This is a genomic window from Blattabacterium cuenoti, from assembly GCF_014252395.1.
Classification (GTDB): Bacteria; Bacteroidota; Bacteroidia; order Flavobacteriales; family Blattabacteriaceae; genus Blattabacterium; species Blattabacterium cuenoti_AA.
Window position 1 is genome coordinate 1 of the sequence record NZ_CP059219.1, and the last position, 26,194, is coordinate 26,194.

The 26,194-nt window shown below is 22.0% G+C and carries 20 protein-coding genes and 1 other RNA gene; 11 read left to right on the top strand and 10 right to left on the bottom strand.

The features are described from left to right. From nusA to aspS, 3 genes are read left to right on the top strand one after another with little or no spacing between them, the layout of a single operon-like run. Positions 1 to 1,254 carry a transcription termination factor NusA gene (nusA, locus tag H0H36_RS00005; RefSeq protein WP_185869616.1) on the top strand — a complete coding sequence of 418 codons (1,254 nt, stop codon included), beginning with the start codon at positions 1 to 3 and terminating at the stop codon, positions 1,252 to 1,254. A gap of 34 nt (positions 1,255 to 1,288) precedes the next feature. Next, entirely contained in the window at positions 1,289 to 3,841 is a 2,553-nt protein-coding gene (infB, locus tag H0H36_RS00010; RefSeq protein WP_185869617.1) for a translation initiation factor IF-2, read from the top strand. Positions 3,842 to 3,847: 6 nt separating this feature from the next. Beyond that, positions 3,848 to 5,560 (top strand): aspartate--tRNA ligase, encoded by a 1,713-nt coding sequence (aspS, locus tag H0H36_RS00015; protein WP_185869618.1) that lies wholly within the window; start codon positions 3,848 to 3,850, stop codon positions 5,558 to 5,560. Here aspS and H0H36_RS00020 read toward each other — a convergent pair. Together H0H36_RS00020 and H0H36_RS00025 are read right to left on the bottom strand one after the other, a co-directional pair. Then, positions 5,557 to 6,042: an inorganic diphosphatase gene (locus tag H0H36_RS00020; RefSeq protein ID WP_185869619.1), complete on the bottom strand. Its 486-nt coding sequence runs from the start codon at positions 6,040 to 6,042 to the stop codon at positions 5,557 to 5,559. The genes aspS and H0H36_RS00020 overlap by 4 nt on opposite strands. Before the next feature lie 12 nt (positions 6,043 to 6,054). Beyond that, positions 6,055 to 7,257: a dihydrolipoamide acetyltransferase family protein gene (locus H0H36_RS00025; protein ID WP_185869620.1), complete on the bottom strand. Its 1,203-nt coding sequence runs from the start codon at positions 7,255 to 7,257 to the stop codon at positions 6,055 to 6,057. A 79-nt stretch (positions 7,258 to 7,336) separates the two neighbouring features. Between H0H36_RS00025 and H0H36_RS00030 the strand changes: the two genes are divergently transcribed. Beyond that, the gene (locus tag H0H36_RS00030) at positions 7,337 to 8,845 is read left to right on the top strand and encodes an NAD(P)H-hydrate dehydratase (protein WP_185869621.1); all 1,509 of its coding nucleotides are present in this window, start codon (positions 7,337 to 7,339) and stop codon (positions 8,843 to 8,845) included. On the opposite strand, the gene lnt is transcribed toward H0H36_RS00030, so the two are convergent. The 7 genes from lnt to H0H36_RS00065 form a co-directional block, all read right to left on the bottom strand. Continuing rightward, complete coding sequence (lnt, locus tag H0H36_RS00035) at positions 8,834 to 10,438, bottom strand: apolipoprotein N-acyltransferase (RefSeq protein ID WP_238786203.1); 1,605 nt, start codon at positions 10,436 to 10,438, stop codon at positions 8,834 to 8,836. The genes H0H36_RS00030 and lnt overlap by 12 nt on opposite strands. Before the next feature lie 76 nt (positions 10,439 to 10,514). Next, positions 10,515 to 10,919: a transfer-messenger RNA gene (ssrA, locus tag H0H36_RS00040) on the bottom strand. Between the two features lie 77 nt (positions 10,920 to 10,996). After that, on the bottom strand, positions 10,997 to 12,238 hold the full coding sequence (gene rodA / locus H0H36_RS00045; RefSeq protein WP_185869622.1) for a rod shape-determining protein RodA: 1,242 nt from the start codon (positions 12,236 to 12,238) through the stop codon (positions 10,997 to 10,999). Further along, positions 12,222 to 14,123, bottom strand: a complete 1,902-nt coding sequence (mrdA, locus tag H0H36_RS00050) for a penicillin-binding protein 2 (protein WP_185869623.1) — start codon at positions 14,121 to 14,123, stop codon at positions 12,222 to 12,224. Before mrdA ends, rodA begins: the two co-directional genes overlap by 17 nt. Further along, a complete protein-coding gene (locus H0H36_RS03090) occupies positions 14,120 to 14,434 on the bottom strand; it encodes a hypothetical protein (RefSeq protein WP_238786204.1) in 315 nt (104 codons plus the stop codon). Before H0H36_RS03090 ends, mrdA begins: the two co-directional genes overlap by 4 nt. A 197-nt stretch (positions 14,435 to 14,631) precedes the next feature. After that, positions 14,632 to 15,459: a rod shape-determining protein MreC gene (mreC, locus tag H0H36_RS00060; RefSeq protein WP_185869625.1), complete on the bottom strand. Its 828-nt coding sequence runs from the start codon at positions 15,457 to 15,459 to the stop codon at positions 14,632 to 14,634. Positions 15,460 to 15,478: 19 nt separating this feature from the next. After that, a complete protein-coding gene (locus H0H36_RS00065; RefSeq protein WP_185869626.1) occupies positions 15,479 to 16,519 on the bottom strand; it encodes a rod shape-determining protein in 1,041 nt (346 codons plus the stop codon). Between the two features lie 83 nt (positions 16,520 to 16,602). Between H0H36_RS00065 and folK the strand changes: the two genes are divergently transcribed. The 7 genes from folK (at position 16,603) to H0H36_RS00100 (ending at position 25,082) form a co-directional block, all read left to right on the top strand. Further along, entirely contained in the window at positions 16,603 to 17,145 is a 543-nt protein-coding gene (folK, locus tag H0H36_RS00070; protein ID WP_185869627.1) for a 2-amino-4-hydroxy-6-hydroxymethyldihydropteridine diphosphokinase, read from the top strand. 1 nt (position 17,146) lies between these two features. Then, entirely contained in the window at positions 17,147 to 19,348 is a 2,202-nt protein-coding gene (locus H0H36_RS00075) for a putative LPS assembly protein LptD (RefSeq protein ID WP_238786205.1), read from the top strand. After that, positions 19,348 to 19,731 carry a Rid family detoxifying hydrolase gene (locus H0H36_RS00080; protein WP_185869628.1) on the top strand — a complete coding sequence of 128 codons (384 nt, stop codon included), beginning with the start codon at positions 19,348 to 19,350 and terminating at the stop codon, positions 19,729 to 19,731. Before H0H36_RS00075 ends, H0H36_RS00080 begins: the two co-directional genes overlap by 1 nt. Before the next feature lie 64 nt (positions 19,732 to 19,795). Further along, positions 19,796 to 21,403 carry an OstA-like protein gene (locus H0H36_RS00085; RefSeq protein WP_238786206.1) on the top strand — a complete coding sequence of 536 codons (1,608 nt, stop codon included), beginning with the start codon at positions 19,796 to 19,798 and terminating at the stop codon, positions 21,401 to 21,403. Then, on the top strand, positions 21,396 to 22,592 hold the full coding sequence (locus H0H36_RS00090) for an aspartate aminotransferase family protein (protein WP_185869629.1): 1,197 nt from the start codon (positions 21,396 to 21,398) through the stop codon (positions 22,590 to 22,592). The genes H0H36_RS00085 and H0H36_RS00090 overlap by 8 nt, the downstream gene beginning before the upstream one ends. A 5-nt stretch (positions 22,593 to 22,597) precedes the next feature. Then, entirely contained in the window at positions 22,598 to 23,347 is a 750-nt protein-coding gene (gene truA / locus H0H36_RS00095; RefSeq protein WP_185869630.1) for a tRNA pseudouridine(38-40) synthase TruA, read from the top strand. Further along, positions 23,334 to 25,082 carry an ABC transporter ATP-binding protein gene (locus H0H36_RS00100; RefSeq protein WP_185869631.1) on the top strand — a complete coding sequence of 583 codons (1,749 nt, stop codon included), beginning with the start codon at positions 23,334 to 23,336 and terminating at the stop codon, positions 25,080 to 25,082. Before truA ends, H0H36_RS00100 begins: the two co-directional genes overlap by 14 nt. Here H0H36_RS00100 and H0H36_RS00105 read toward each other — a convergent pair. Beyond that, a partial coding sequence (locus H0H36_RS00105) for a peptidylprolyl isomerase (RefSeq protein ID WP_185869632.1) occupies positions 25,069 to 26,194 on the bottom strand: 1,126 nt, incomplete at its 5' end. The genes H0H36_RS00100 and H0H36_RS00105 overlap by 14 nt on opposite strands.

Here is a 26,194-nt window from a genome sequence, read left to right on the forward strand (position 1 = left end):
ATGGATAATGAAGCTTTAATAGATTCTTTTTCAGATTTTAAATGTGAAAAAAATATAGATAGAGTAAGTCTTATGGCTATTTTAGAAGAATCTATACGTTGTGTTTTAATAAAAAAATATGATTCATCTAAAAATTATGACATTATTATTAATCCAGATCAAGGAGATTTAGAAATATGGAGAAATCGTATAGTAGTTCAAGATGGTAAAATAAAGGATATAAATAAAGAAATAGAATTATCTATTGCTCGTAAAATAGAAACAGATTTTGAAATAGGAGAAGAAGTAACGGAAAAAGTAGAATTAAAATCTTTAGGAAGAAGAGCTATTTTATCTTTAAGACAAAATTTGCTTTCAAAAATAAATGAATACGATAATACAAATACATATAAAAAATTTAAAAAAAAAATAGGTGAAATAATTAATGTTGAAGTATATCATATTTTACCAAAGCAAATTATTATGAGAGATGAAGAACAAAATGAAATGGTTTTACCTAAACAAGAACAGATACCAAATGATTTTTTTAGAAAAGGAGATCCAGTAAGAGTGTTAGTAAAAAGAGTAGATTGGAAAGATAATAAGCCTTTTGCTATTCTTACTAGAAAAGATGAAGCTTTTTTAGAAGAACTTTTTAAGTTAGAGATTCCAGAAGTTTCTGATGGGTTAATTACAGTAAAAAAAGTAGCACGTATTCCAGGAGAAAAAGCAAAAGTATCTGTAGAGTCTTATGATGATCGTATAGATCCAGTTGGTGCTTGTGTTGGAATGAAAGGATCTAGAATTCATCCTATTGTTAGAGAATTAAAAAATGAAAATATTGATGTAATTAATTACACTTCCAATACTCAATTGTATATAACAAGATCATTAAGTCCTGCTAAAGTTTCTATGATGGAGGTCAATGAAGAACATAAATATGTCAATGTATATGTTAAACTTGAAGAAATATCTAAAGCAATAGGAAGAGGTGGTCAAAATATAAAATTAGCTAGTCAATTAACAGGTTATAAAATACATATATTTAGAGATTTTCCTTATGAGGATGATGTAGAACTAACAGAATTCTCTGATGAAATAGAACCAGAAGTTCTAGAAAAATTTCATAAAGTAGGTCTAAATACTGCAAAATCTGTTTTAAATTATGGTAAAAAAGACCTCAGTAAACGTACTAATCTTGAAGAAATAACTATAAATAAAATTGTTTCTATATTAAAAAAAGAGTTTGAAGAAGAGGTAAATATAAATACCTAATTTTTATTTTTGTATTCTTATATCTTATATATTTATGACTGATAAAATCAGATTAAAAACAGTGTTGACAAAATTCAATATATCCTTACAAAGAGTTGTAAATTTTTTACAAAAAAAAGGAATTGAAATAGAGAATAATCCTAACGCTAAAATAGAAAATCAAGTATACAAATTTATTGTTAGAGAATTCAAAACTTATAAGGAAATGCGAGATGCATCTGAGAAAATTTTTTTGCAAAATAAAAAGGAAAAAGAAAAAATAAGAGAAGAACTAATGAAATCAAAAAATGTTCATTCTAGTCATGTTAGAACTAAATCAGAAAATAAATATGGTACAGAAAAAAAAAATAATTTACATAAAGAAAAAAAAATAGTAAATAAATTTCTTAACAAGAAGAAAAAAGAAGATAATAATAAACCTGAACATATCGATACTATATATCAAAAATTAGATGGAGTAATGTTAACAGGAGATAGAATTGATTTATCTCAATTTGAAAAAAAAAGAACAGTAAAACAAGAAAATCAAATTAAAAAAAAACGCAAAAGGATAAAAAAAGAAATTTTTATTAATGAAATAAAAAATATACCTAAAAAACAGGATAAAAATATAAATTTTTTTTCAGAAAAAAAAATAATTGAAAAATCTAAAATTAAAAAAAAATCAAAAAAATTAGTAATTACTGATGAACAAATAGAAAAACAAATTAAAGAAACTTTAGAAAAGTTATCTTCTAAAGGAACAAGATCAAAAGCATCAAAAATTAGAAAAGAAAAAAGACAGAAAAAAGAAAAAATAATTCTTCAACAAAAAGAAATAGAAAATAAAAAAAAAGGTACTTTACTAAAAGTAGCAGAGTTTACAACTGTAAATGAATTAGCATCTATGATGAAAGTAAATGCTACTGATGTTATTATGTCATGTATGTCTTTAGGTATTATGGTAACTATGAATCAAAGATTAGATGCAGAAATATTAACTTTAGTAGCAGATGAATTTGGTTATAATGTAGAATTTGTTGGTTTAGATTTAGAAGAAGCAGTTCAAGACGATAAAGATTTAGAAGAAAATCTAAAACCAAGACCTTCTATAATAACAGTAATGGGACATGTAGATCATGGAAAAACATCTTTATTAGATTATATTAGGAATACTAATGTAATTGCTGGTGAAGCAGGTGGAATTACTCAACATATAGCAGCTTATAGTGTAGAATGTTCTAAAAATAAAAGTATTACTTTTTTAGATACTCCAGGTCATGAAGCTTTCACTGCTATGCGTGCAAGAGGTGCACAAATAACAGATATAGCAATCATAGTAATTGCATCAGATGACCAAGTTATGCCTCAAACAAAAGAAGCAATTAGTCATGCTCAAGCAGCAAATGTCCCTATTATTTTTGTATTTAATAAAATAGATAAACCAAATGCAAACCCTGATAAAATTAGGGAACAATTAGCTAATTTAAATTTTTTAGTAGAAGAATGGGGTGGTAAATATCCATCTCAAGAGATATCATCAAAATTTGGTACTGGAATTGATAAATTATTAGAAAAAGTACTTATAGTAACTGAATTACTGGATTTAAAAGCAAATCCAAATAAACCAGCTATAGGAACAGTCATAGAAGCTTCCTTGGATAAAGGAAGAGGTTATATTACTACTTTACTTTTACAAGGAGGAACTATAAAAGTTGGAGATTATGTATTAGCAGGAAGTAATCATGGAAAAGTAAAAAGTATTTTAGATGAACGAGGAAAATCTATTTCTTCATCTGGACCATCAAAACCTATTACCATATTAGGATTAAATGGAGCTCCTACAGCAGGTGATAAATTTAAAGTATTTAAAGATGAAAAAGAAGCAAAACAACTTGCTTCTAGAAGAGAGCAATTGCAAAGAGAGCAAAATATAAGAGCTCAAAAACATCTTACTTTAGATGAAATAGGAAGACGTATAGCGTTAGGAGATTTTAAAGAATTAAAAATAATTCTTAAAGGAGATGTAGATGGTTCTGTAGAAGCAATTTCTGATGCTCTTCAAAAATTATCTACAAATAATATTATAATAAATATTATTTATAAAGGAGTAGGACAGATTACAGAATCTGATGTATTATTAGCAAGCGCTTCGGATGCAGTTATAATAGGATTTAATGTTCGTCCTAACATTGGTGCTAAAAATATAGAAAAAAAAGAAAATATAGAAATAAGAACTTATTCTATTATATATGATGTCATTAATGATATTCAAGAAGCTATGGATGGAATGCTTTCTCCTGAAATAAGAGAAAAAATATTAGGTAATGCGGAAATTAGAGAAATTTTTAAAATACCAAAAACAGGAACTATAGCTGGATGCATGGTCGTAGAAGGAAAATTATTAAGAAAAGCAAAAGTAAGATTAATTAGAGAAGGTATAGTTATTCATAATGGTGGAGAATTTACTTCTTTAAAACGTTTTAAAGAAGATGTAAAAGAAGTATTAAAAGGGTATGAATGTGGTTTAGGTATAAAAAATTATCTTAATTTAAGATCTGGAGATATAGTAGAAGTATATGAAGAATTATTTACAGATAAAAATTAATATAGTATGATATACAGAACACATAATTGTGGTGAATTATGTATACAAGATGTTGGAAAAACAGTAATTTTATCTGGATGGATTCAAAAAATAAGAAATTTAGGATCTTTATTTTTTATAGATATTAGAGATTATTTTGGAATAACACAACTTTTTTTTTATAAAAAATTTGATAATATTATTTTAAGATTAGGAAAAGAATATCTAATTAAAATAGAAGGTAAAGTAGTTAAAAGATACTCTAAAAATTATAATATTTCTACAGGAGAAATAGAAATTATAGTATCTAAAATAGATATATTAAATTCATCAATAACTACTCCTTTCACTATAGAAGATAAAACAGATGGTAAAGAAGAAGATAGAATGATATATAGATATCTTGATATTAGAAGAAATCCTATAAAAAATAATTTAATTATTCGTCATAATATTACTTTAGAAATACGTAATTATCTATCTCATAATGGTTTTATAGAAATAGAAACTCCTATGTTAATAAATTCAACTCCAGAAGGAGCTAGAAGTTTTGTTGTCCCATCTAGAATACACATTGGAAAATTTTATGCATTACCACAATCACCTCAATTATTTAAACAATTATTAATGATTGGTGGAATAGATAAATATTTTCAAATAGCAAAATGTTTTAGAGATGAAGATGCTCGTTCAGATAGACAAATAGAATTTACACAAATAGATTGTGAAATGTCTTTTGTAGAAGTTGATGATATATTGATTTTTTTTGAACGTTTTATTAAACATATTTTTAAAAATATTAATAATGTTCAATTAGATACTTTTCCATGCATTTCTTATTATGATGCAATTAAAACATATGGAACAAGTTGTCCAGATATTCGTTTTGAAATGTTATTTATTGAATTAAATAATTTAGTTCAAAAAAATAATATTAGTTTTTTAAAAAATAAAGAATTAATAGTTGGAATAAAAACAGAAAAATTTTATTATACTAGTTATGATAAAATCAATTCTTTTTTTAAAAAAATAAATAATAAACATTTTTTATGGATTAAATATTTACCAAATAAAAATTTAATTTTTTCAAATCAAAATTTTCTTACTAAGGATATTTTAAAAATTTTTTTAAAATACTTTAAAGCTAATCCAGGAGATTTTTTATTTATTTCTTATGGAAAAAAAAATAAAACAAGAGAATTTCTCAGTAAAATACGTTTAAAAATAGCTAATCATTTTAATTTAAAAAATTCTAAAATTTTTAGTCCTTTATGGATTAAAGATATTCCTTTATTAGAATGGGAAGAAAAAAAAAATAAATATAAATCAGTACATCATCCATTTACTAGTCCAAAAGAAGAAGACATTCATTTATTAGAAAAAAATCCAGAAAATATTCGTTCTAAATCTTTCGATTTAATTATAAATGGAATGGAAATAGGTAGTGGTTCTATACGAATACATAATAAAAAAATACAAAATTTAATTTTTAAACATTTAGGACTATCAAAAAAAGAAATAGAATCTAAATTCGGATTTTTTATAAAAGCTTTTGAATATGGAACTCCTCCTCATGGAGGAATAGCTTTTGGTCTAGATAGATTAATTAATATTTTAGAAAAAAATGAAAATATAAAAAACTTCATAGCTTTTCCTAAAAATAATTATGGAAAAGACATGATGATAAATGCTCCATCCTTTTTAAAAAAAGAAAAATTAAAGGAATTACATTTGGATTAAATATTTTGATATCGAATACAAGATTTTTTATATACAGAAATTGCTTCATTTTTATTTTTCCAATTACCTATTTTTACTTTTTTATTTTCTAAATCTTTATATACTAAAAAAAAATGTTCTATTTCTTTTTTAGCATGTGAAGGTATTTCATCAATACTATTAATTTTATTATAATTTGGATCAGCTATAGGTACACAAATAATTTTTTCATCTTCTCCTTTTTCATCTATCATAAAAAAAATACCAATAGGTTTTACTTTTATTAAACAACCTGGTATTGTAGGTTCTGTTAAAAAAACTAATACATCTAATGGATCTCCATCCATAGAAAGTGTTTTTGGAATAAATCCATAATCTGTAGGATAACTCATAGAAGAATATAGTACTCTATCTAATCGAATTAAATTGTTTTTTTTATCAAATTCATATTTATTTCTGCTTCCTTTAGGAATTTCAATTAATACGTCAAAACTTATTTCCATAGTATTTTGATTTTATATTTTTGTATAATAGTTAAACTTTTCCAAATATAAAGCTACTTTTTTAGCGAAACCACCACCTAAAGCTCCATCTATAACACGATGATCATAAGAATGAGATAAATAAATTTTATGTCTAACTCCAAAAAAATCTCCTTCTGGAGTTTCTATTATAGATAATTTTTTTTGTATTAACCCTATGGCCATAATAGCAACTTGAGGTTGATGTATTATTGGAGTTCCAAAAAGATTTCCAAAACTACCTATATTACTAATGGTGTAAGTTCCTCCTTGAGTTTCTTCTGGTTTTAATTGATTTAATTTAGCTCTTTTTATTAAATCATTAATAATTTTTATTAATCCTCTTAAACTATAGGAATCCGCATTTTTTATGACAGGAACTATTAAATTTCCATTAGGCAAAGCAATAGCTAATCCTATATGAATATTTCTTTTTTTTATTATGTGAGTTCCATTAACAGAAATATTTATCATAGGAAGATCCTTTATAGCCTTTACTACACATTCCACAAAAACTGACATTAATGTCAATTTTTCTCCCGTTTTTTTTTGAAAACTATCCTTCATTTTATCTCTCCATCTAACAATATTAGTAACATCAGCTTCTACAAAAGAAGTAACATGCGCAGATATATTTTTACTATTAATCATATGATCTGAAGTTATTCTTCGTATTCTATCCATTTCTAAAATTTCTTCTTTTTCATGTTTATAAAAACATGGTAATACAGTAGTATTACCGTTATATTTAGACGGTATAATTTTATTTTTTTTGATATGTTTTAATATATCTTTTTTAGTAACACGTCCCTTTAATCCAGTTCCATCTATTGCTTCCAATTCATAAAAATTTATTCCTTCTCTATGAGCAATAGTACGTACAAGAGGAGAATAAAAACGTTTTTTATTTTTTTCCGTATATAAAGTACTTTTTTCTTCTACGGAAAAATTTGTTTCTTCCGTTTCTAAAATAGCAATAGAACTTCCTACCTTAGCAACTTCATTAGGATAAAATAATTTTTTTTTCAAAAAACCATTTACTGGAGAAGTAATCTCAGAATCTACCTTATCCGTAGCTATTTCTACCAAAAGTTCTTCTTTTTTTATAGAATCACCTTCTTCTTTTAACCAACGAATGATAGTAGCTTCAGCTATACTTTCACCCATGGCTGGAAGGGTCAAATTATACTCGACCATCTAAATTTTATCGTTTTATATTTGCAGATACTAATCAGATTTGATATATAAACCAAAAATAATAAATTCATTTTAAAAAATGAAAATTCTTTCTTTAAATCAGATAATAAAAGCAGATCAATATTGTCTTGATTACGAATCAATTTCTTCCATAGAACTAATGGAAAGAGCTGCAAAAAGTTGTTTTAATTGGATTATAAAAAATAAAAAATTTAGAAAAATTCCATTTATAGTATTAGCTGGAAATGGTAATAACGGAGGAGATGGATTATCTCTAGCTAAAATGTTGTATTTATGTGGAGCTAAAATTTCTGTATATATAATTAATATAACTAATCATTGTTCAAATGAGTTTATAATTAATAAAAATAAAATATTAAAATATAAAATAGAATTAAAAATTCTTTCTGAAAAAGATAAATTTCCTTCTTTAAACAGAAAAAGTTATCTTATAGATGCTATTTTAGGAATAGGAATAAATCGTCCAATAAATAAATATTGGAAGCATTTTTTTCATTTTATAAATGAAAAAAAGTTCCAATCTGTTATATCTATAGATATTCCTTCTGGACTTTTTATAGAAAAAAATAATGAAAATTTTGAAGGAATAATTAAAGCTACTCATACTTTAACATTTGAAGTTCCAAAATTACCTTTTTTTTTACCAGATTATGCCGATTATATAGGTCAATTTCATTTATTAAAAATAGGATGGAAAAAGAATTATCTTGATAAGATTGATACTAAAAATTTTTATATAGATAACATTTATATTAAATCTATAAAGAAAAAAAGAAAAAAATTTTCCCATAAAGGAAGTTATGGACATGGTATGATTGTAGGGGGAAGTTATGGAATGATGGGATCTATCGTTCTTTCTGCAAAAGCTAGTGTTAAAAGTGGTATAGGAAAACTAAGTGTTTATATTCCTAGTTGTGGATATCAAATTATTCAAAGTGTTATTTCAGAAGTGATTGTTATAACAGATATCAAAAAATATTGGATAAGTAAAATATTAATACCTAATAAAATAAATGCAATAGGAATAGGTATGGGAATGGGAAAACATCCTAAAACTGTGTATGCGTTAGAATCTTTTTTATTGAAAAAACAAAAAATACCTATGGTTATTGATGCAGATGCTATAAATATATTATCCAATAAATTAGAATTATTGGATTTTCTTCCACAAGATTGTATTCTTACTCCACATCCAAAAGAATTTTATAGATTATTTGGTTCATGGAAAAATGATTATCAAAAAATAGATATTTTAAAAAAAATGTCTAATAAATACAAAATTTTTATTTTATTAAAAGGAGCACATACTATTATTTCTACTCCTAATGGAGATATTTATTTTAATACTACAGGAAATCCAGGAATGGCAACTGCTGGAAGTGGGGATATTCTTTCTGGAATGATTGTTAGTTTTTTATCACAAGGATATTCTTCATTAAAATCATGTATGATGGGAGTATATTTACATGGTTTATCTGGTGATATTGCTTCAAAAAAATTAAGCGAAGAATCTATGTCTGCTATAGATATTATCAATTATATAGGAAAAGCTTTTCTAAAAATATAACTTTTTAAAGTTTATATGTAATATAGCTGTATATATTAATAATAATAATATTATTAATAAACTTACTTTATAAAAGTAGTCTCCATATTTTGTATAAAAAGTTTTATATTTATTAATATATATTTTTCTATATAAAAAACCTTCCTTTCCATAAGGAATATAAGATATTATTTCACCTTTTTCATCAATAAAACAAGAAATACCTGTATTTGCAGATCTAGCTATATATTTTCTATTTTCAATAGCTCTAAGTCGTGCATAATACATGTGTTGTTTATGTCCTTGTGTATTTCCCCACCATCCATCATTGGTTACAATAACCATTAATTCAGCATTTTTTTTAAAAAAATTAGATACATATTCTCCAAAAACAGATTCATAACAAATAATAGGAGCTATTTTTATTCCTAAAAAAGGATGTTTAAAAACAGATGGATAATCTTCTTTTCCTAACTCCATCACAGTTCCTCCAAAATTAAGTACTATATCTCCTAGTATAGGAAAAAAAATTTTTTTATAAGGAAAAGTTTCTACAGCTGGTACTAATTTAGATTTATGATGATAATAAACATTATGATTTATTCCTATTTGAATAACTGAATTAAAAATATCTATCCATTGTAAATCTTTTTTTCCTTTAAACAAAATAGGAATAGAAGTTTTACTTTCTCTTTTTTTGTATAAAGTAAATAATTCTATTCCTGTTAAAAATATTGTTTTTGGAGATTTTTTTTTAAAATAATTTTTAAATACAGAAATAATTCTACTTTTATTTATATTTTTTATTGATATTTTATAATTTTTTCCAGGAAAAGCAGTTTCAGGAGCTACAATTATCATAGATTTTTTAGATATTTTTTTATCTATTAATTTTTTAAATTTAAAAATTAATTCTTTTGTTGAAAGATTATATTTTTGGGAATATGGATCAATATTAGGTTGTAAAATTAATACATTTACAGATTGAATATATTTCTTTTTTTCATATTTTATATATATGATATTTGAAATAAAAATTATAAATAAAATTTTTCCTATATTAATACAAATTCTTTTATAGAATAAAAATTTATTTTTATTATTATTATATTTAATAATAGATTCTATAAATCCAATATTTACTATCCATATCCATATAGATCCTCCTAAAGTTCCAGTATATTCATACCATTGAATCCATTTAATACGATTAGAAAAACCGTTACCCAAATTAAGCCAAGGCCAAGATAATTCCCATTCTAAATGCATTTTTTCAAATAAAATCCATAAACAAACTAGAAAAATATATCCTATTTTTTTATTTTTTATATGTTTTTTAATACATGAATAAAAAACAAAAACAACTGACATAAAAAAAGAATTAAGTAATACAGGAATTAAATAAGCTTCTATAGCAAAAGAACCATTAGTTCTTTTAGAAAAAAATAACCAATATGTAGAAATAGCATTCCATATTAAGAAAGAAGTGAAAGAAAAAAGAAAAATATATAAAAAAAAATTATGACTTTTTAAATATTCTTCCGTATATAATAAAGGAACAAAAGCTATAAATAAAAATATAGGATTACCATTAGTAGGCCATCCACAACTCAATAAAATACCTGAAAAAATGCTATATATAAAAAATTTAATTTTTATTTCGTATTCGTATAAAAATTTGAATAAAAATAAATGGAGCTGGCGGGATTCGAACCCGCGTCCAAACAAGTAGATATAAAAGTTTTCTACATACTTATCCAAAAAAAATTATTTATCTATTTTTATTTAATTTTTGGATATCAAATAAAAACTTAGATTCTAAATATTTAAGAAAATTTAAGAATCATCTATTTTCCTATCCTTAATAATTTTTAGTATTTCTATATCAGAAATTTTAAGGAAAAATTTCTGAGAAATATTTTGCTTCTAACTTATTGTAGATTATAGCTATAATGAATTTTCATTAAGCAGCAAAAGCGTATTGTTTATCGCCATTTGTATATTTGTAACGCTGTATTTACGTGTAAGACCTTACGTAACACGGTATGCTTTCTTTTATCACTAATCTTGCTGTCAATTCCATAAAAACAGCCCCTTAATAAATAAATTAATATTTTTTTTTCATAATTTGTTTATTATATACGAAAAAAAATACATATATACACAAATATATTAACTTAAACTAGTTTGATCTGATGCATCTATTCTAATAAATATAAACAACAAAATAGTAAAACACCAAAGAGATGATCCACCATAACTAAAAAAAGGGAAAACAATTCCTATTGTAGGAAAAAGTCCCATAACCATTCCCAAATTAATAATAAAATGAGTAAAAAGAATATTTCCTACTGAATAACCAAAAATTCTTCCAAAAACATCTTTTTGTCTTTCAGATAAAAAGTAAATACGACTAATAAAAAATAAATAAAATATAATTAATATAACACTTCCTATAAAACCCCATTCTTCTCCTACAGTACAAAAAATATAATCAGTATGTTGTTCAGGTACAAATTTTCCTTTTGTGATAGTACCTTTTTGATATCCTTTTCCAAAAAATTTTCCAGAACCAATAGCCGTTTTAGAATATAATAAATTATACCCTACATTATCTCTATACTTTTTATCGAATTCATTTTTAAATAAAATATTAATTCTATCTTTATGATGTTTTTTTAATAATTTATCGAAAATAAAAGGAGAAATAATTGAAAAAATGGAAAAAATTAAAAATAAAAATATATAATAAAATAAGTTAATATATAATCTATTTTTTTTAAAAAAAAAAATAAATAAAAAAATTAAAAATAAAAATAATATAATAATATAAGAAGATATATTTAAGGATATAAAAAATATAAAAATAAAAAAAAATAAATAAAATATAAAAGTAATAGGTAATCCTTCCCTATATAAAGTTAAAATAAACGAAGAAAAAACTATAGAAGAACCTGGATCAGGTTGTATAAATATTAAAAAAGAAGGTATTATCAATATAATAAAAATATATAATAATAACTTTTTATTGTTTTTAATATTATCCTTATTCATAAAATGAGCTATCATTAAAGATGTTGATATTTTGGCTAATTCAGAAGGCTGAAAACTAATAAATCCCAATACATACCAAGATTTTGATCCATTTACATTTTTACCAAAAAAAAATACTCCAATTAAAAAAAACAACGTAAGTAAAAATAAAAAAGGAGAAAAATATTTATAATGAATAGGTTTAAATAAAAAAATAATAAATATGAAAATAAAACTAAAAAAAATCCATATTAATTGTTTTTCTGCTTTTTCAGGAGAAACAGAATATAAATTTATGCATCCAAAAAAAATCATAAAAATATAAATGACTACAATTATCCAGTCTATATTTTTTAATAATATTTTATTTCTTTTTATCAAAATAATTTTTTGAAAAATGATTTAATCTTTTCATTTTTGCTATGGTAGCATATACTCTTTCTAATCCTGAAGTCATTATTTTTTTTTCAAGACTTTTTCTATGAATATTATTATTTATATATTTTTCTGCAATCAAACTAGCAATAGGTCCTGCCCAACGGGATCCAAATCCACCATTCTCTATAATTACAGAAATAGCAATTTTAGGATCTTCTACAGGAGCAAATAATATAAAAATAGAATGATCAGGTAAAGCTACTGTTTTATGATTAACTTTTATAAAGTTTTGTGCAGTCCCTGTTTTACCAGCCATTCTAATATCTGATGATTTAAAAGTTTTTCCAGTACCAATTATAAAAACTTTTTCCATTCCATTAACAATTAAATTAAAATATTTTCTTTCTACTTTCGTATGTTTAGCTTTTGTATAATTAGGATTAGATATGGATTTATGATTTATTCGTTTTACAATATGTGGAGTATAAAAAAAACCTTTATTTGCTATAGCACAAACCATATTAGCTAATTGTACTGGAGTTACATTAATTTCTCCTTGACCTATACTATTAGAAATAATAGTAATAGCATTCCATTTTGTGGTTCCATATTTTTTATTATAAAAATCTCCAGAAGGAATTACTCCTTTCTCTCCTGTAGCTAAATCATTATATAAATAATTACCAAATCCAAAACTTTTTACAATATCACTCCATTCATTAACTCCCTTAGTTAAATTTTTAGGATATTTTTCAATAACACGTTTATATACTTGAGCAAAATAATTATTACAAGAAACAGCAACAGCAGTTTCCACACCTATAGGTATTCCATGAATGCCTGAATGACAGTGTATCCTTTTTTTTCCATATCTAAATCCTTTATAACATATAAAAGTAGTTTTAATATCTACAACTCCCATTTGCAAACCTGCTAATTCTGTAAGTAATTTAAATGGAGATGCAGGAGGATATCTAGCTTGTGTAGTTCTATCGAATAAAGGATTATCTATAGTATTTTTCATTAATCTTCTAAATTCTTTAGAACGATTTATTCCTACAAATAAATTAGGATTGTTTATCGGACTGGAAACTAAAGATAAAATTTCTCCATTTTTAGGATTAATAGCTACTATTCCTCCTTTTTTTTGAAACATAAGTTGTTCTGCATAATTTTGCAAATTCCAATCTATAGTTAAAGAAATATCATTTCCACTAATAGCTTTTATATTATTTTTTTTATTATTATAACTACTAATTATGCAACCTTTTCTATCTCTAATCCAATATTTTAAACCTTTTTTTCCTCTTAATATCTTTTCATAAGATTTTTCTACTCCAGCCCAACCAATAAAATCACCTCTTTGATAATAATTAGATTCCTTTTTAATATCTTTTTGAGTTACTTCTCCTATATATCCTAATATATTAAATGAACTTTCTACTCTATAATCTCTAAGAGAACGTTTTGTCCAATCAAACCCTTTATATTTATAAAGTTTTTCTTGTATAGTAGCAAATTTTTCTTTTGAAATAAAAGGTATAAATACAGATGGTAAATATTTAGAATAAGCTTTAGCTTTTTCTAAATTTTTGTAAAAAGTATTTTTTTTAATCCCTATAAGATTACAAAACTCTATAATATTAAAATGTTCATCAATAAGAATTGGTATTACTATCAATTCATAAATTGATTTATTGAAAACTAATAAATTATCGTTTCTATCAAATATAGACCCTCTTTCAGGAATAATAATTTCCTGTTTTATTGAGGTATTAAAAGCATTTAAAATATATTTTTCAGTATATATTTGTATGTAAAAAAGTCTTATTATAAAAATAAGACCTACAGAACCTAATAAAATATAAAATTTATATAATTTCTTCAATGTTTTCTTTTTCTAAAGAAAAAATATATAATACATAAAATAGTTGTAAAACTACTGCTAAATATTGTTTTTAATAAAAAAATTTTATTAAAAAAATTAGTTTTTAATGATTCTAATAAAAATAAAGAAAAATGATGTGTAATAACTAATGAAAATATATAAAATATTTTCCTAATAAATGGTAATTCATAAATTGAAAAATTATTTCTGTTTAAATTATTGAAATTTTTTCCATCAAAAAATTGTAAAAAATTTACTCTTAAAAAAGCAGATAAAGTAGTAGAAAAAGCATGAACTCCTCCAGTATTCATGCAATGATCAATAATCCAACCAATAATAAAGGATAAAAATAGAAATATATATTTATTACTATTATATGAGTGTATTAAAATAAAAATAACATATATATATAATAAATAATGTCCTCCTAGAAAAATAAAAAAATTAAATATTGATATTTGAATTAAACAAAGTATAAAAATATAAAACACGTAAATAATAAAATTCATTAGTTATTTTCAACTTTATGAATATTTTCCCATTCTTTCTTAAAAAAATTCTTTACAACATAAGCATTTTCTATAGTAGCAAAATTAGCTATCAATTTTACTTTAATTACATAATTAGCATGTTCTTCATCGAATTTATAAGAATAAACTCTACCTATTGATATTCCTTCAGGAAAGGTAACAGATTTGCCATCTGTTTCTACAATGTCCCCTTTATGAATATAAGAATGTCTAGGAATATCATATAGAACAGCATATTCATGATCTAATCCATCCCAACTAAGTGTTCCAAAATATTTATTTTTTTTTAATCTAGCATTCACTTTAATTTTTGTATTTAAAAGAGAAATTGCTATACTAAAATGTGGAGAAGTTTTTATAATAATTCCAGCTATTCCATCAGATAGTATGATTCCCATATCAGGTTTAATACCATCTATACTTCCTTTATTTATAGTTATATAATTGTCTTGTTCGTAAATACTGTTATTTATAATTTGTACAGGTGTAAAAGTGTATTGTTGTAAATAAATTACATCTTCTTCTTTAAAATCTTTAGATATTTTTTTTATTTTATAAGATAATAGTGTATTACGTAATTCTTTATTTTCATTTAAAAGTTTTTTATTTTCAATTTCTAACAAAAAATAACTACGAAAATTATAAATAGTTTCGTATATTTTTCCAATTATAAAATGAGAAGATCCTGCATAAATATATTGATGTAATTTTGTATTTGAAAAAGAAAGAAAAATAGCAGAAAATTCCAGTAATAAAAAGAAAATAAAAAAACGACATTTCAAAAATAAATTAAAGAATTCACGCATAAGATTTTTATCTACTATCCTATTTCATTAAAAATGTAAATTTATCGATATTTTTTAACGCCACTCCAGTACCTTTCACTACTGCTCTTAAAGGGTCCTCTACTAAATAAACAGGTAGACCAGTTTTATTCGATAATCTTTTATTTAAACCTCTTAAAAGAGAGCCTCCTCCAGCCATATAAATTCCTGTTTTATAAATATCTGCAGCTAATTCTGGAGGTGTTCTAGAAAGAGTTTCCATTACTGCATCTTCAATCCTCAAAATAGATTTATCAAGTGCAGGAATAGTTTCTTCATAAGAAATATTCATTTCTTTAGGTTTTCCTGTAGGTAGATCTCTACCTTGTATTTGTATATCCTCAGGAGGAGAATCAATAGATTTCATAGCAGCTCCTATATCTATTTTTATTTTTTCAGCAGTTCTTTCTCCAATATACAAATTGTATTTAGTACGAAGAAAGTAAGCTATGTCATTAGTAAAAACATCTCCTGCTATTTTTATAGATTTTTGACAAACTATTCCACCTAAAGCTATAACACCACATTCTGTAGTCCCCCCTCCTATATCAATAATCATATTTCCTTCTGCTTTAGTTACTGAAATACCTGAACCTATAGCAGCTGCCATAGGTTCTTCAATAAGATAAACTTCTTTTGCATTAAGATGCTGAGCAGAATCTTTAACTGCTCTTTTTTCTACTTCTGTAATACCAGATGGAATACAAATAACCATTGTTAATGATGGTGTAAAAAGTTTATTATTTATTCCTGGAACTTTTTTGATAAATTCCCTTATCATAAGTTCTGCTACTTGATAATCTGCAATTACTCCATCTTTTAATGGTTTATATATTTTTATATTATCATGAGTTTTACCTTGCATTTGTTTAGCTTCTTCTCCTACGGCTAATACTTTTTTTGTTCTAACATCTATAGCTATTATTGAAGGTAAATCTACTATTACTTTATTATTATGCATAATAAGTGTATTAGCTGTTCCTAAATCTATAGCTATTTCTTGAGTAAAAAAATTCTTCATAAAATCTACTACTAATCCCATTAATATATTTTTTATGAAAATATCACCTAATTTAAATAAAAATAACAGTTTTTCAGTATATTAAATTATTTAAATTTTTTCTTTTGGAGGTACATAATGTTTTTTTATTACAAGGAAGTAATAAAGGAGATAAAAAAAAATATTTGGATAATTCTTACGTTTTGATTTCTAAAAAAATTGGAAAAATAATTCAAAAATCTTCTTATTTTGAAAGTGAAGCATGGAATATGAAAAAAAAAACATCTTTATTTTATAATAGAGTTTTATATGTCAAAACTTTTCATTCTCCTATAAACCTTTTAGAAAATATTATTGATATAGAATTATTAATGGGAAGAAATAAAAATGAAATAAAAGGTAAATATAAAAATAGAGAAATAGATATAGATATTTTGTTTTATGATAACATCATAATATATAGTTCTATTTTAAATATTCCACATCCTCTATTACACTTAAGACGATTTGTTTTGGAACCTATGTGTGAAATAACACCAAATAAAAATCATCCTATATTTAATTTGAAAATTATAGAAATATTAGGATTATGTATAGATAAATTGATGGTTAAAAAGATAGAAAATTTTCATAAACATAAAATAGATAAAAAAAACTATTTTCCATAATATGGAAAAAATTATATTTTTTTATATTTTTTATTCATTTATTTTCTGTGCATTATCTAATGAAGTAAAAAAAGAAGATAATAAACAGATAAATAATTCTTTTTCTTTTTTAAATTTAAAAGATACTGTAAAATATAAATCAAATATACAAGAGCACAATGTAGAAGAAGGTAAAATTTATTTAAAAGGTAATGCTTCTATAGAATATTCTGATATAAAAATTCAAGCAGATTCTATTGAATTTAATTGGAAAAATGGAGATTTATATGCTACTAAAAAAGAAAAACCTATTTTTTTACAACAAAAAAACCATCAATCTATTTTTAGTAAAGTTCACATAAATTTTAATAATAAAAAAGGAGAATTTCAAGATTTTTATATGCAAAATAAAAATAATATTATTATAGCAGATAAGATTGAAACAAATAATAATAATATTACTTTGAAAAAAGTAACATATATATCAGATCCTTTTTTTATAAAAGGAAAAGATAAAAATCCAGATTTTTATTTAAAAACAGATTATGTAAAATTTTTTAATTCAAAAAAATATATTTTTTCAGGACCAGTTTTTTTATATTGGTACAAGGTTCCAATGCCTATATTTTTACCATTTTTATATATTCCTATAAAAGAAAAATTGGATGCAGCTTCTTATGGAATACTTTATCCTAAAGTAGGAATTATAAATAAAAAAATTTACATGGAAAATATAGGATTATTTTTTCCAATTTCTAATTTTTTAAATTTTAAAATATCCAGTTCCATATATAATATGGAAAAATGGAAATTAAAAACAAGAATAGAATATAAACTGAAATATTTTTATGATGGATTTTTAGATTTTAATTATCAAATTGAGAATAATAAAAAAAAAGATTATCAATTTCATTGGAAACATAATACTGATTTTAAATCTGATATGGGAATAGATTTCAACACTGATGTCAATTATAATAAAAATATATTGAATCCAATTCAAAATGAAAATAAACTTTTATCATATATAACGCTAAAAAAAAGTTTTTATAATAATTTTTTATTTATGAATGCTTATATGATACAAAAAGAATATGAAAAAAAAATGGGAATAGAATTTATCATTCCAGAATTTATTTTTTATACTAGTAATAGATTTTTTTATAATAAAAAAAATCTATTATTACATAATCTAGTAATAGATAATAAACTCTCTATTCATAATTATATCAATTTTTTTAAAAAAAGAGATTTTTATACTAAATTTTGTCATAGTATAAATATGGATACTTTTTTTTATATTTTTTATCCTTATTTTAAAATTTATCCAAAAGTATTTTATAATGAATTTTATACATGGAATTTTAGAAAAAAAGATATTTATAGCTTTCAACAAATAGATTTATCAACAGATATAATATCTATTTCATTAAATAAAATTTTTAAAATTAAAAAAAATATTTTTTTACATCAAATAGAACCTATATTATCTTTATATACAAAATATTTATCCCCTATTTTATATGATGAAGAAAAAAATTTTTATCAAAAAAAAATAAATTTTACATTAAATAATAATTTGTATGTAAAAGATACAAATGATTTGAATTATAAAATTATAAAAGATTTTAAGTTAGTTTATTCATTTTTTTTTGATAAAAATTTTATAAAATGGAATGAATTATATTTTACAGGAGAAACTTATTTTACAAAAGACTTAGAAATAAAATATAAAGGAGGAGTACAACAAAAAAAAGAAAAAAATAAAAATAATATGATGTATTTTGATTTTTCTTTTTCATACAATTATGATAAAATTTTTTTACCTATAAAAAATGGATATAAAAAAGGAAAAAATCGTTATGATTACTTTTTTTTTGATGATAAAGGTTATGCAAAATATTCAATTCCATTGAATTTTAATTTTTATTTGAATTCTAATTATAAAAATGATTTAAATAAAATAAAAACGTTTAACACCTTTATAAAAGTAAATGGTTCTATAAATATAACAAAATATTGGAAAATTAATCTTGAAACAGATTATAATATAATCAATAATAAAATAATATTTTCTAATATTACTTTCTATAGAGATTTAAGAAGTTTTCAAATGAGTTTTAATTGGTCACCGGAAACTTCTTCTTGGTCTTTTTTTATTGGAATTAAAGATCCTAATTTAAGTAAATTAATACAATATAGTGAAACTAAAAATAAAATATGATGATACTAAAAAAAATTTCAATAGAAAAAATTCCTTCTTATGGACCATATAGTACTTGTGTTCTTGTAGATAATTTTTTATTTGTTTCTGGTCAAATAGCTATAGATTTTAAAACTGGAAAATTAGTTTTTGATTCTATAGAAATAGAAACTAGAAAAATAATGGAAAATTTAAAATTTATTCTTAAAGAAAATGGATTACATTTTAAAAATGTAATAAAAACCTCTATTTTTGTAAAAAATATGAATCATTTTTCTAAAATAAATGAAGTTTATTCTGAATTTTTTCATAAAAATGATTTTCCTGCTAGAGAAACTATACAAATTTCTGGATTACCAAAAAATGCTAATATAGAAATATCTTTAATAGCATATAAAAATTGATATAAAAGTATATGATATAGTGAAATATTTTTTTTTATTATTTTTTATTATTCCATTAATATATGTGAATTATAGAGTTTTTTCTTATGAAAAAAAGAAAAAAATTATAGAACTTATTCATGCTGATTATATTCAAAAAAATGATGTAGATAAAGTTTTTTTTTTAGGAAATGTTCACATGAAATATAAAAAATATCATATTTATTGTGATCGAGCTTTTTTTTATAAAAAAAATAATAAGTTTTATGGATATGGAAATGTTCAAATAAAAAAAGGAGAAAATAAAATTTTTTCTAAAAAAATAGAATATACAGAAGAATATTTTAAATTATCAGGTAGAGTAACATTATTTTATGGAAAAATAAAATTAATGTCAAATGATATTATTTATAATTTTAGAAAAAAAATATTTCAAGCTATCAATAATGTAGTTTTATTTTTAGATGATTTTAAATTAAATACTAATACTTTAGTATATGATTTGAAAACTCAAAAAATTTATTATAAAAATAAAAGTATTATTACTTGTGGGAAGTTGAATATATCTAGCAAAGAAGGTTATTATTTTATTCTTAAAAAAAAAGTAGAACTTAAATATGGAGTAAAATTAATTACTAAAAAATATACAGTATATTCTAATTTTTTAGAATATTTCCCTAAACAACAAAAAAAAATAAATTTTTGTCATCCTATTATTATAATACAGAATGATAAAATTAATAATTTTATTTATGCTGATAAAGCATATTTTTTTCTTAAAAAAGAAATTTTTGTATTTAAATATAGTCGTATACATTATAATGATAAAATTTTAAAAGTAAAATATTTTTTTTTCGATCAAAAAAAAAAATATGGATTTATTAAAAATATTATTTTAGAAGATAAAACAAATAAATATTTATTAATAGGAGGATATGGAGAATTGAATTTAAACTACAATTCTTTTATTTTAAAAAAAAATGTAAAAATAATAAAAATATTTAAAAAAAAACCTATTGTTATTTATTCTGATAAATTAAAAATCAGTTTAAAAAAAGATTATTTAATTCAAGCTTTTTTAGTTAAAAGTTATTTATTAAATAATAATATTCAAATAATATGTAATTCTTTACATTATAAATTATCAGATAAGTTCATAAAACTTGATGGTAATCCTATTATTTGGTTCAATAACCAACAAATTATGGGAAATTCCATTTTTATTTATTTTAATAACAATTTTTTAAAAAAAATAAAAATTATAAAAAATGCATCTTATATAGAAAAAATAAATAATAATGATTTTAATCAAATAGGAGGAGATATTATTACAGGTTTTTTTAAAGAAAATATTTTAGAAAAAATATTAATTCAAGGAAATGTTAATAGTATTTTTTTTCTTTATCCTTCTAAAGATATTAAAATAATTAATAAATCTTCTTATGGAACATTATCTTTGGATTTATATCAAGGAAAAAAAATTAAAAAAATATATTCTACAGAACCTATTTTATCTGAATTAATTCCCGTAAAAAATATAAAAAAATTATTTTTTATTCCTAATTTTTTTTGGAAAAAAAAACCTAAAAAAATTAAAAATTTTATTATATATGAGGAAATAGAAAAGTATAGAAAAGAAAATTTATTAGAAATAGAAAAAATAAAAAAAATAAAATTAAATTCTTATGAATGAATTAGAAAATGATTTTATTCAATATCAAGCTCAAGTTACTCCATATCCTATGAAAATTATAGTGGATCATGCTGATGGTGCTTATATTTATGGAAAAGATGGAAAACAATATTTAGATTTTGTAGCAGGTATTTCTGTAAATATATTGGGACATGGTAACAAAAAAATAAAAAAAGCGATAAAAGAACAAGTAGATAAATATTTACATACTATGGTGTATGGAGAGTTTATACACAATCCTTGTGTAAATCTTTGTAAAAAAATAGCAGAAAATACTCCATATCCACTTAATAATACTTATTTAGTAAATTCAGGGACTGAAGCTGTAGAAGGAGCTTTAAAATTAGCGAAGTCTTATACTAGAAAAGAAGAAATTATTTCCTGTAAATGGAGTTATCATGGAAGCACTCATGGATCTATAAGTATAATGGGTAATGAAGAAAATAAAAGACCATTTAGACCATTACTTCCTTTAATAAAATTTATAAAATTTAATCATATAAAAGAATTAATATCTTCTATTACAGAAAAAACAGCTTGTATTATTTTAGAAACAATTCAATGTTCTGCTGGAATAATATTACCTAATAAAGATTATTTAAAAGAAGTGAGAAAAGAATGTAATAAAAAAAATGTTTTAATGATTTTAGATGAAGTACAAACTGGATTTGGTAGAACGGGTAAATTTTTTTCTTTTGAACATTATGGAATAGTACCTGATATATTAATAATGGGAAAAGGAATGGGAGGAGGAATGCCTATTGGTGGATTTATATCATCTAATAAAATAATGAGAACTTTTTGCGATAAAGTTCCTTTAAGTCATTTAACTACTTTTGGAGGTCATGTTATTTCTGCATCTGCTTCCTTAGCTACTATAAATCAACTTATAAATTCTAATATAATAGAACAAGTTTCTATCAAAGAAAATTGGATTAGAAAATATTTAATACATGATGAAATAAAAAATATTAAAGGAAAAGGATTACTCTTATCTTTTGAATTAGTAACTGAAAATTTAGTGGAAAAATTATTAAAAATTTGCCTAGAAAAAGGATTAATATTATTTCGTTTTTTATTTCATAAAAATTCTTTACGTATTACTCCTCCATTAACCATAACAAAAGAAGAAATACAAAAAGGATGTTCCATTATCATTGAAAGTTTAAATCAACTTAAAAAAAAATAATGTAATTGAGATTTTTTATTGAATTAGCTTATAATGGAAAATATTTTTATGGATGGCAAATACAAAAAAAAGTAATTACAGTAGAAGAAAAATTAGAATTTTGTTTATCCAAATTATTAAAAAAAAATATAAATGTAATAGGAGCTGGAAGAACAGATAAAGGAGTACATGCTAAACAAATGTTTGCTCATTTTGATTATGAAAAAAAAATAGATAATAATTTTATATATAAGTTAAACATTTTTTTACCTAAATCTATTCAAGTTTTTAAAATATTACCAGTAAAAAATAATATTCATGCTAGATTTAATGCTATCAGTAGAACATATAAATATTATTTAACATCTGAAAAAAAACCATTTAATCAAGATTTTTCATGGTATTGTTTTTATATTTTAGATATTGATTTAATGAATCTTGCTTCTCAAAAATTAATACAATACAAAGATTTTAGTTCTTTTTGTAAAAAAAAAACAATAAAAAAAAACAATATATGTCAAATTAATAATGCTTTTTGGTATAAAAGAAATAATATTTTTTGTTTCACTATTGAAGCTAATAGATTTTTAAGATCTATGGTAAGGTCAATTATAGGAACAATTATTGATGTAGGAAGAAAAAAAATTAGTATTAATGAATTTATAAAAATAATAGAATCAAAAAATAATAATTATTGTAGTCCAATAGTTCCTGCATGTGGTTTATTTCTTACAAAAATTCTTTATCCAGAAGATATTTTTTATGATAAAGAATAAAAAAAAAGAATCATCCTTAAAACAACTTCTTAAAATTAGTTTAGATTATAAATTTATTCTAATATCGATAATTATTACGTCTATATTAATATCTTTTATTTCTGCTTATCGTCCTAAATTAATACAAAAAGCTATAGATTGTTTTATTCTTTATAAAAATTTACTTGGTCTTAAAAAGATATTAATATTGATTATTTTTCTACTTTTTTTAGAAAGTTTATTTCATTTTATTTTATTGTATTTATCTAATGTATTAGCACAAAATGTAATTAAAAAAATAAGAATTCAATTATTTGAAAAATTGTTATATTTTAAAAATACTTTTTTTAATAAAACTCCAATAGGAAAGATAATATCTTATTCCGTTTCTGATATAGAAACTATAACTGTAATATTTAATGATGGAATATTACTTGTTTCTGGAGATGTTTTAAGAATTATTATGATCATAATAATGATGTATACAGTACATAAAAAACTTTCTTTTATTGTTTTCATTACTCTTCCTTTTATGTATATCATCACTCGTTTTTTTCAAAAAATATTGAAAAAAACTTTTCATGAGGAACGTATACAAACTTCTAGATTAAATAGTTTTTTACAGGAAAATATACTAGGAATGTCTATTATTCAATTATTTAACAAAGAAAAAGAAGAATACTTAAAATTTAGATCTATTAATTATCAATTAATGAATGCACATTTTAAAACTATTTTTTATTTTTCTATCTTTTTTCCAATAGTAGAATTAGTTTCTGCATTTACAATAGGTATTGTAATATTTTATGTAGGCATTTATGCAATAGAAAAAAAAAATATTCAACCAGGACAAATTATTGCCTTTATTTTTTTTATTTATCTTCTTTTTCGTCCTATGCGACAAATAGCAGATAGATTTAATATTATACAAAGGGGAATAGCTGGTATAGAACGTATATTTTATATATTAAATTTAAATGATACAATTATTAATAAAGGAAATTTACATTTTAAAAAATTAAGAGGACATGTTATATTTAATAATGTTCATTTTTCATATATAAAAAATGAAAAAATTTTAAATGGAATATCTTTTGAAATTAAACCAGGAGAAAAAATAGCTATAGTAGGATCTACTGGATCTGGTAAATCTACAATTATTCATTTAGTTTCTAGATTTTATGAAATTGAAAAAGGAAGTATTTTAATTGATGGACATTATATTAAAGATATAGAACTTAAAAATTTAAGATCTCATATAAGAATAGTAACACAAGATCCTTTTTTATTTAATGATTCTATTATTAATAATATTTCTTTAGGAAACCCTTCTATTGATATAGAAAAAATAGAAAATATGGCAAAAAAAATAGGAATTCATAATTTTATTAAATCATTACCTAATGGATATCATTTTATAGTAAAAGAAAAAGGAAGTTTACTCTCAGTTGGAGAAAAACAATTAATTTCTTTTTTAAGAGTTCAAATGCATCCTTATTCTATACTTATATTAGATGAAGCTACTTCTTCTTTAAATAAAGAATTAGAAAAAATGATCTATAATTCTACATATTTTTTAACAAAACATAAAACCTCTATTATTATAACTCATCGTCTTTCTACATTAGTAGAAAATTCTGATAAAATATTAGCTATTAAAAAAGGATATATAGTTGAAAAAGGAACTCATAAAGAATTGATTCAATTAAATGGATATTATGCTGGATTATACAATAAAAAAATTAAAAACGGTTAATTTTTGTATAAGTATTTTTAATAGTTTTTTCATACCAATTTTTTATTTTATTTTTTTTTGTAATTTTTTTTACAAAATACTCCAAGTATGGATAATTTTTTTCAAAAGAAACAGGATGATGAGGTATTATATCTAATAATTTAATAATAAAAAAAGTCATATTTCCATTTATAATTTCTTTATAAGGTTTTGTTATTTCTCCTTTTTTTAAAAAACGTAATATTTTTTTCATTTTTTCAGAAAGTTGATTCTCTTCAATACAAATTTTTTTTTGAAAAAAAGATTCTACTATATTATTTTTTTCTTTACAAATTGTTTCAAAATCTATTTTTTTATAAGTAAGACGTTTTTTAACTAAATTTATAAATGATTTTATTTTATTTTTATTCAAATTTTTTGAATATTTATGTTTAATTAATATATGTCTTATATCTATTTCATTTTTTCTTTTTTTTTCCAATCTTATTAAATGAAATCCTTTTTTTGTTTCAAAAGGATTAGATATTTCTTTTTCTTTTAAAGATAAAATTATATTTTTGAATTCTTTAGAAAGATCATCTATCAAAATATTTTTAATTAATCCTCCATTTATATTTGAGTATTCATCTTCAGAAAATAAAATAGCTTTAATAGAAAAATCAATGTCAGAATGTATTTCTTCTTTTATTTTTTTTAAAAGTAATATATTTTTTTCTCTATTTATTTCATTTTTTTTTGGATAAAAAGTTATATAAGAAATACATATTTTTTTTGGTATATAAGGTCTTTTTTTTTTATAAAAATTTTTTATTTGTTCAGGAGTTACATCTATATTATCTGTTATTTTTTGATAAAATTTTTCTATGTAATAATTGTTTTTAATTGTTTCAATTAATTCTTCAAATAATTCTTTATTTATATATTTTTTATTTATACTTGAAATAAAATCTTGAATTTTTAATTTTAATTCTTGATCATTATTTATTATATCTGGATCTTTTTTTGCGTAAAAAAGCATCAATTTTTGAATTAAAAGATCATCTAAAGTATTAGAAACTTTTTTTTGATTTTTTATTTCAGAATCTAAAATAATTTCATTTCCTATAATTGCACTAATTCCTTCAATTTTTTCT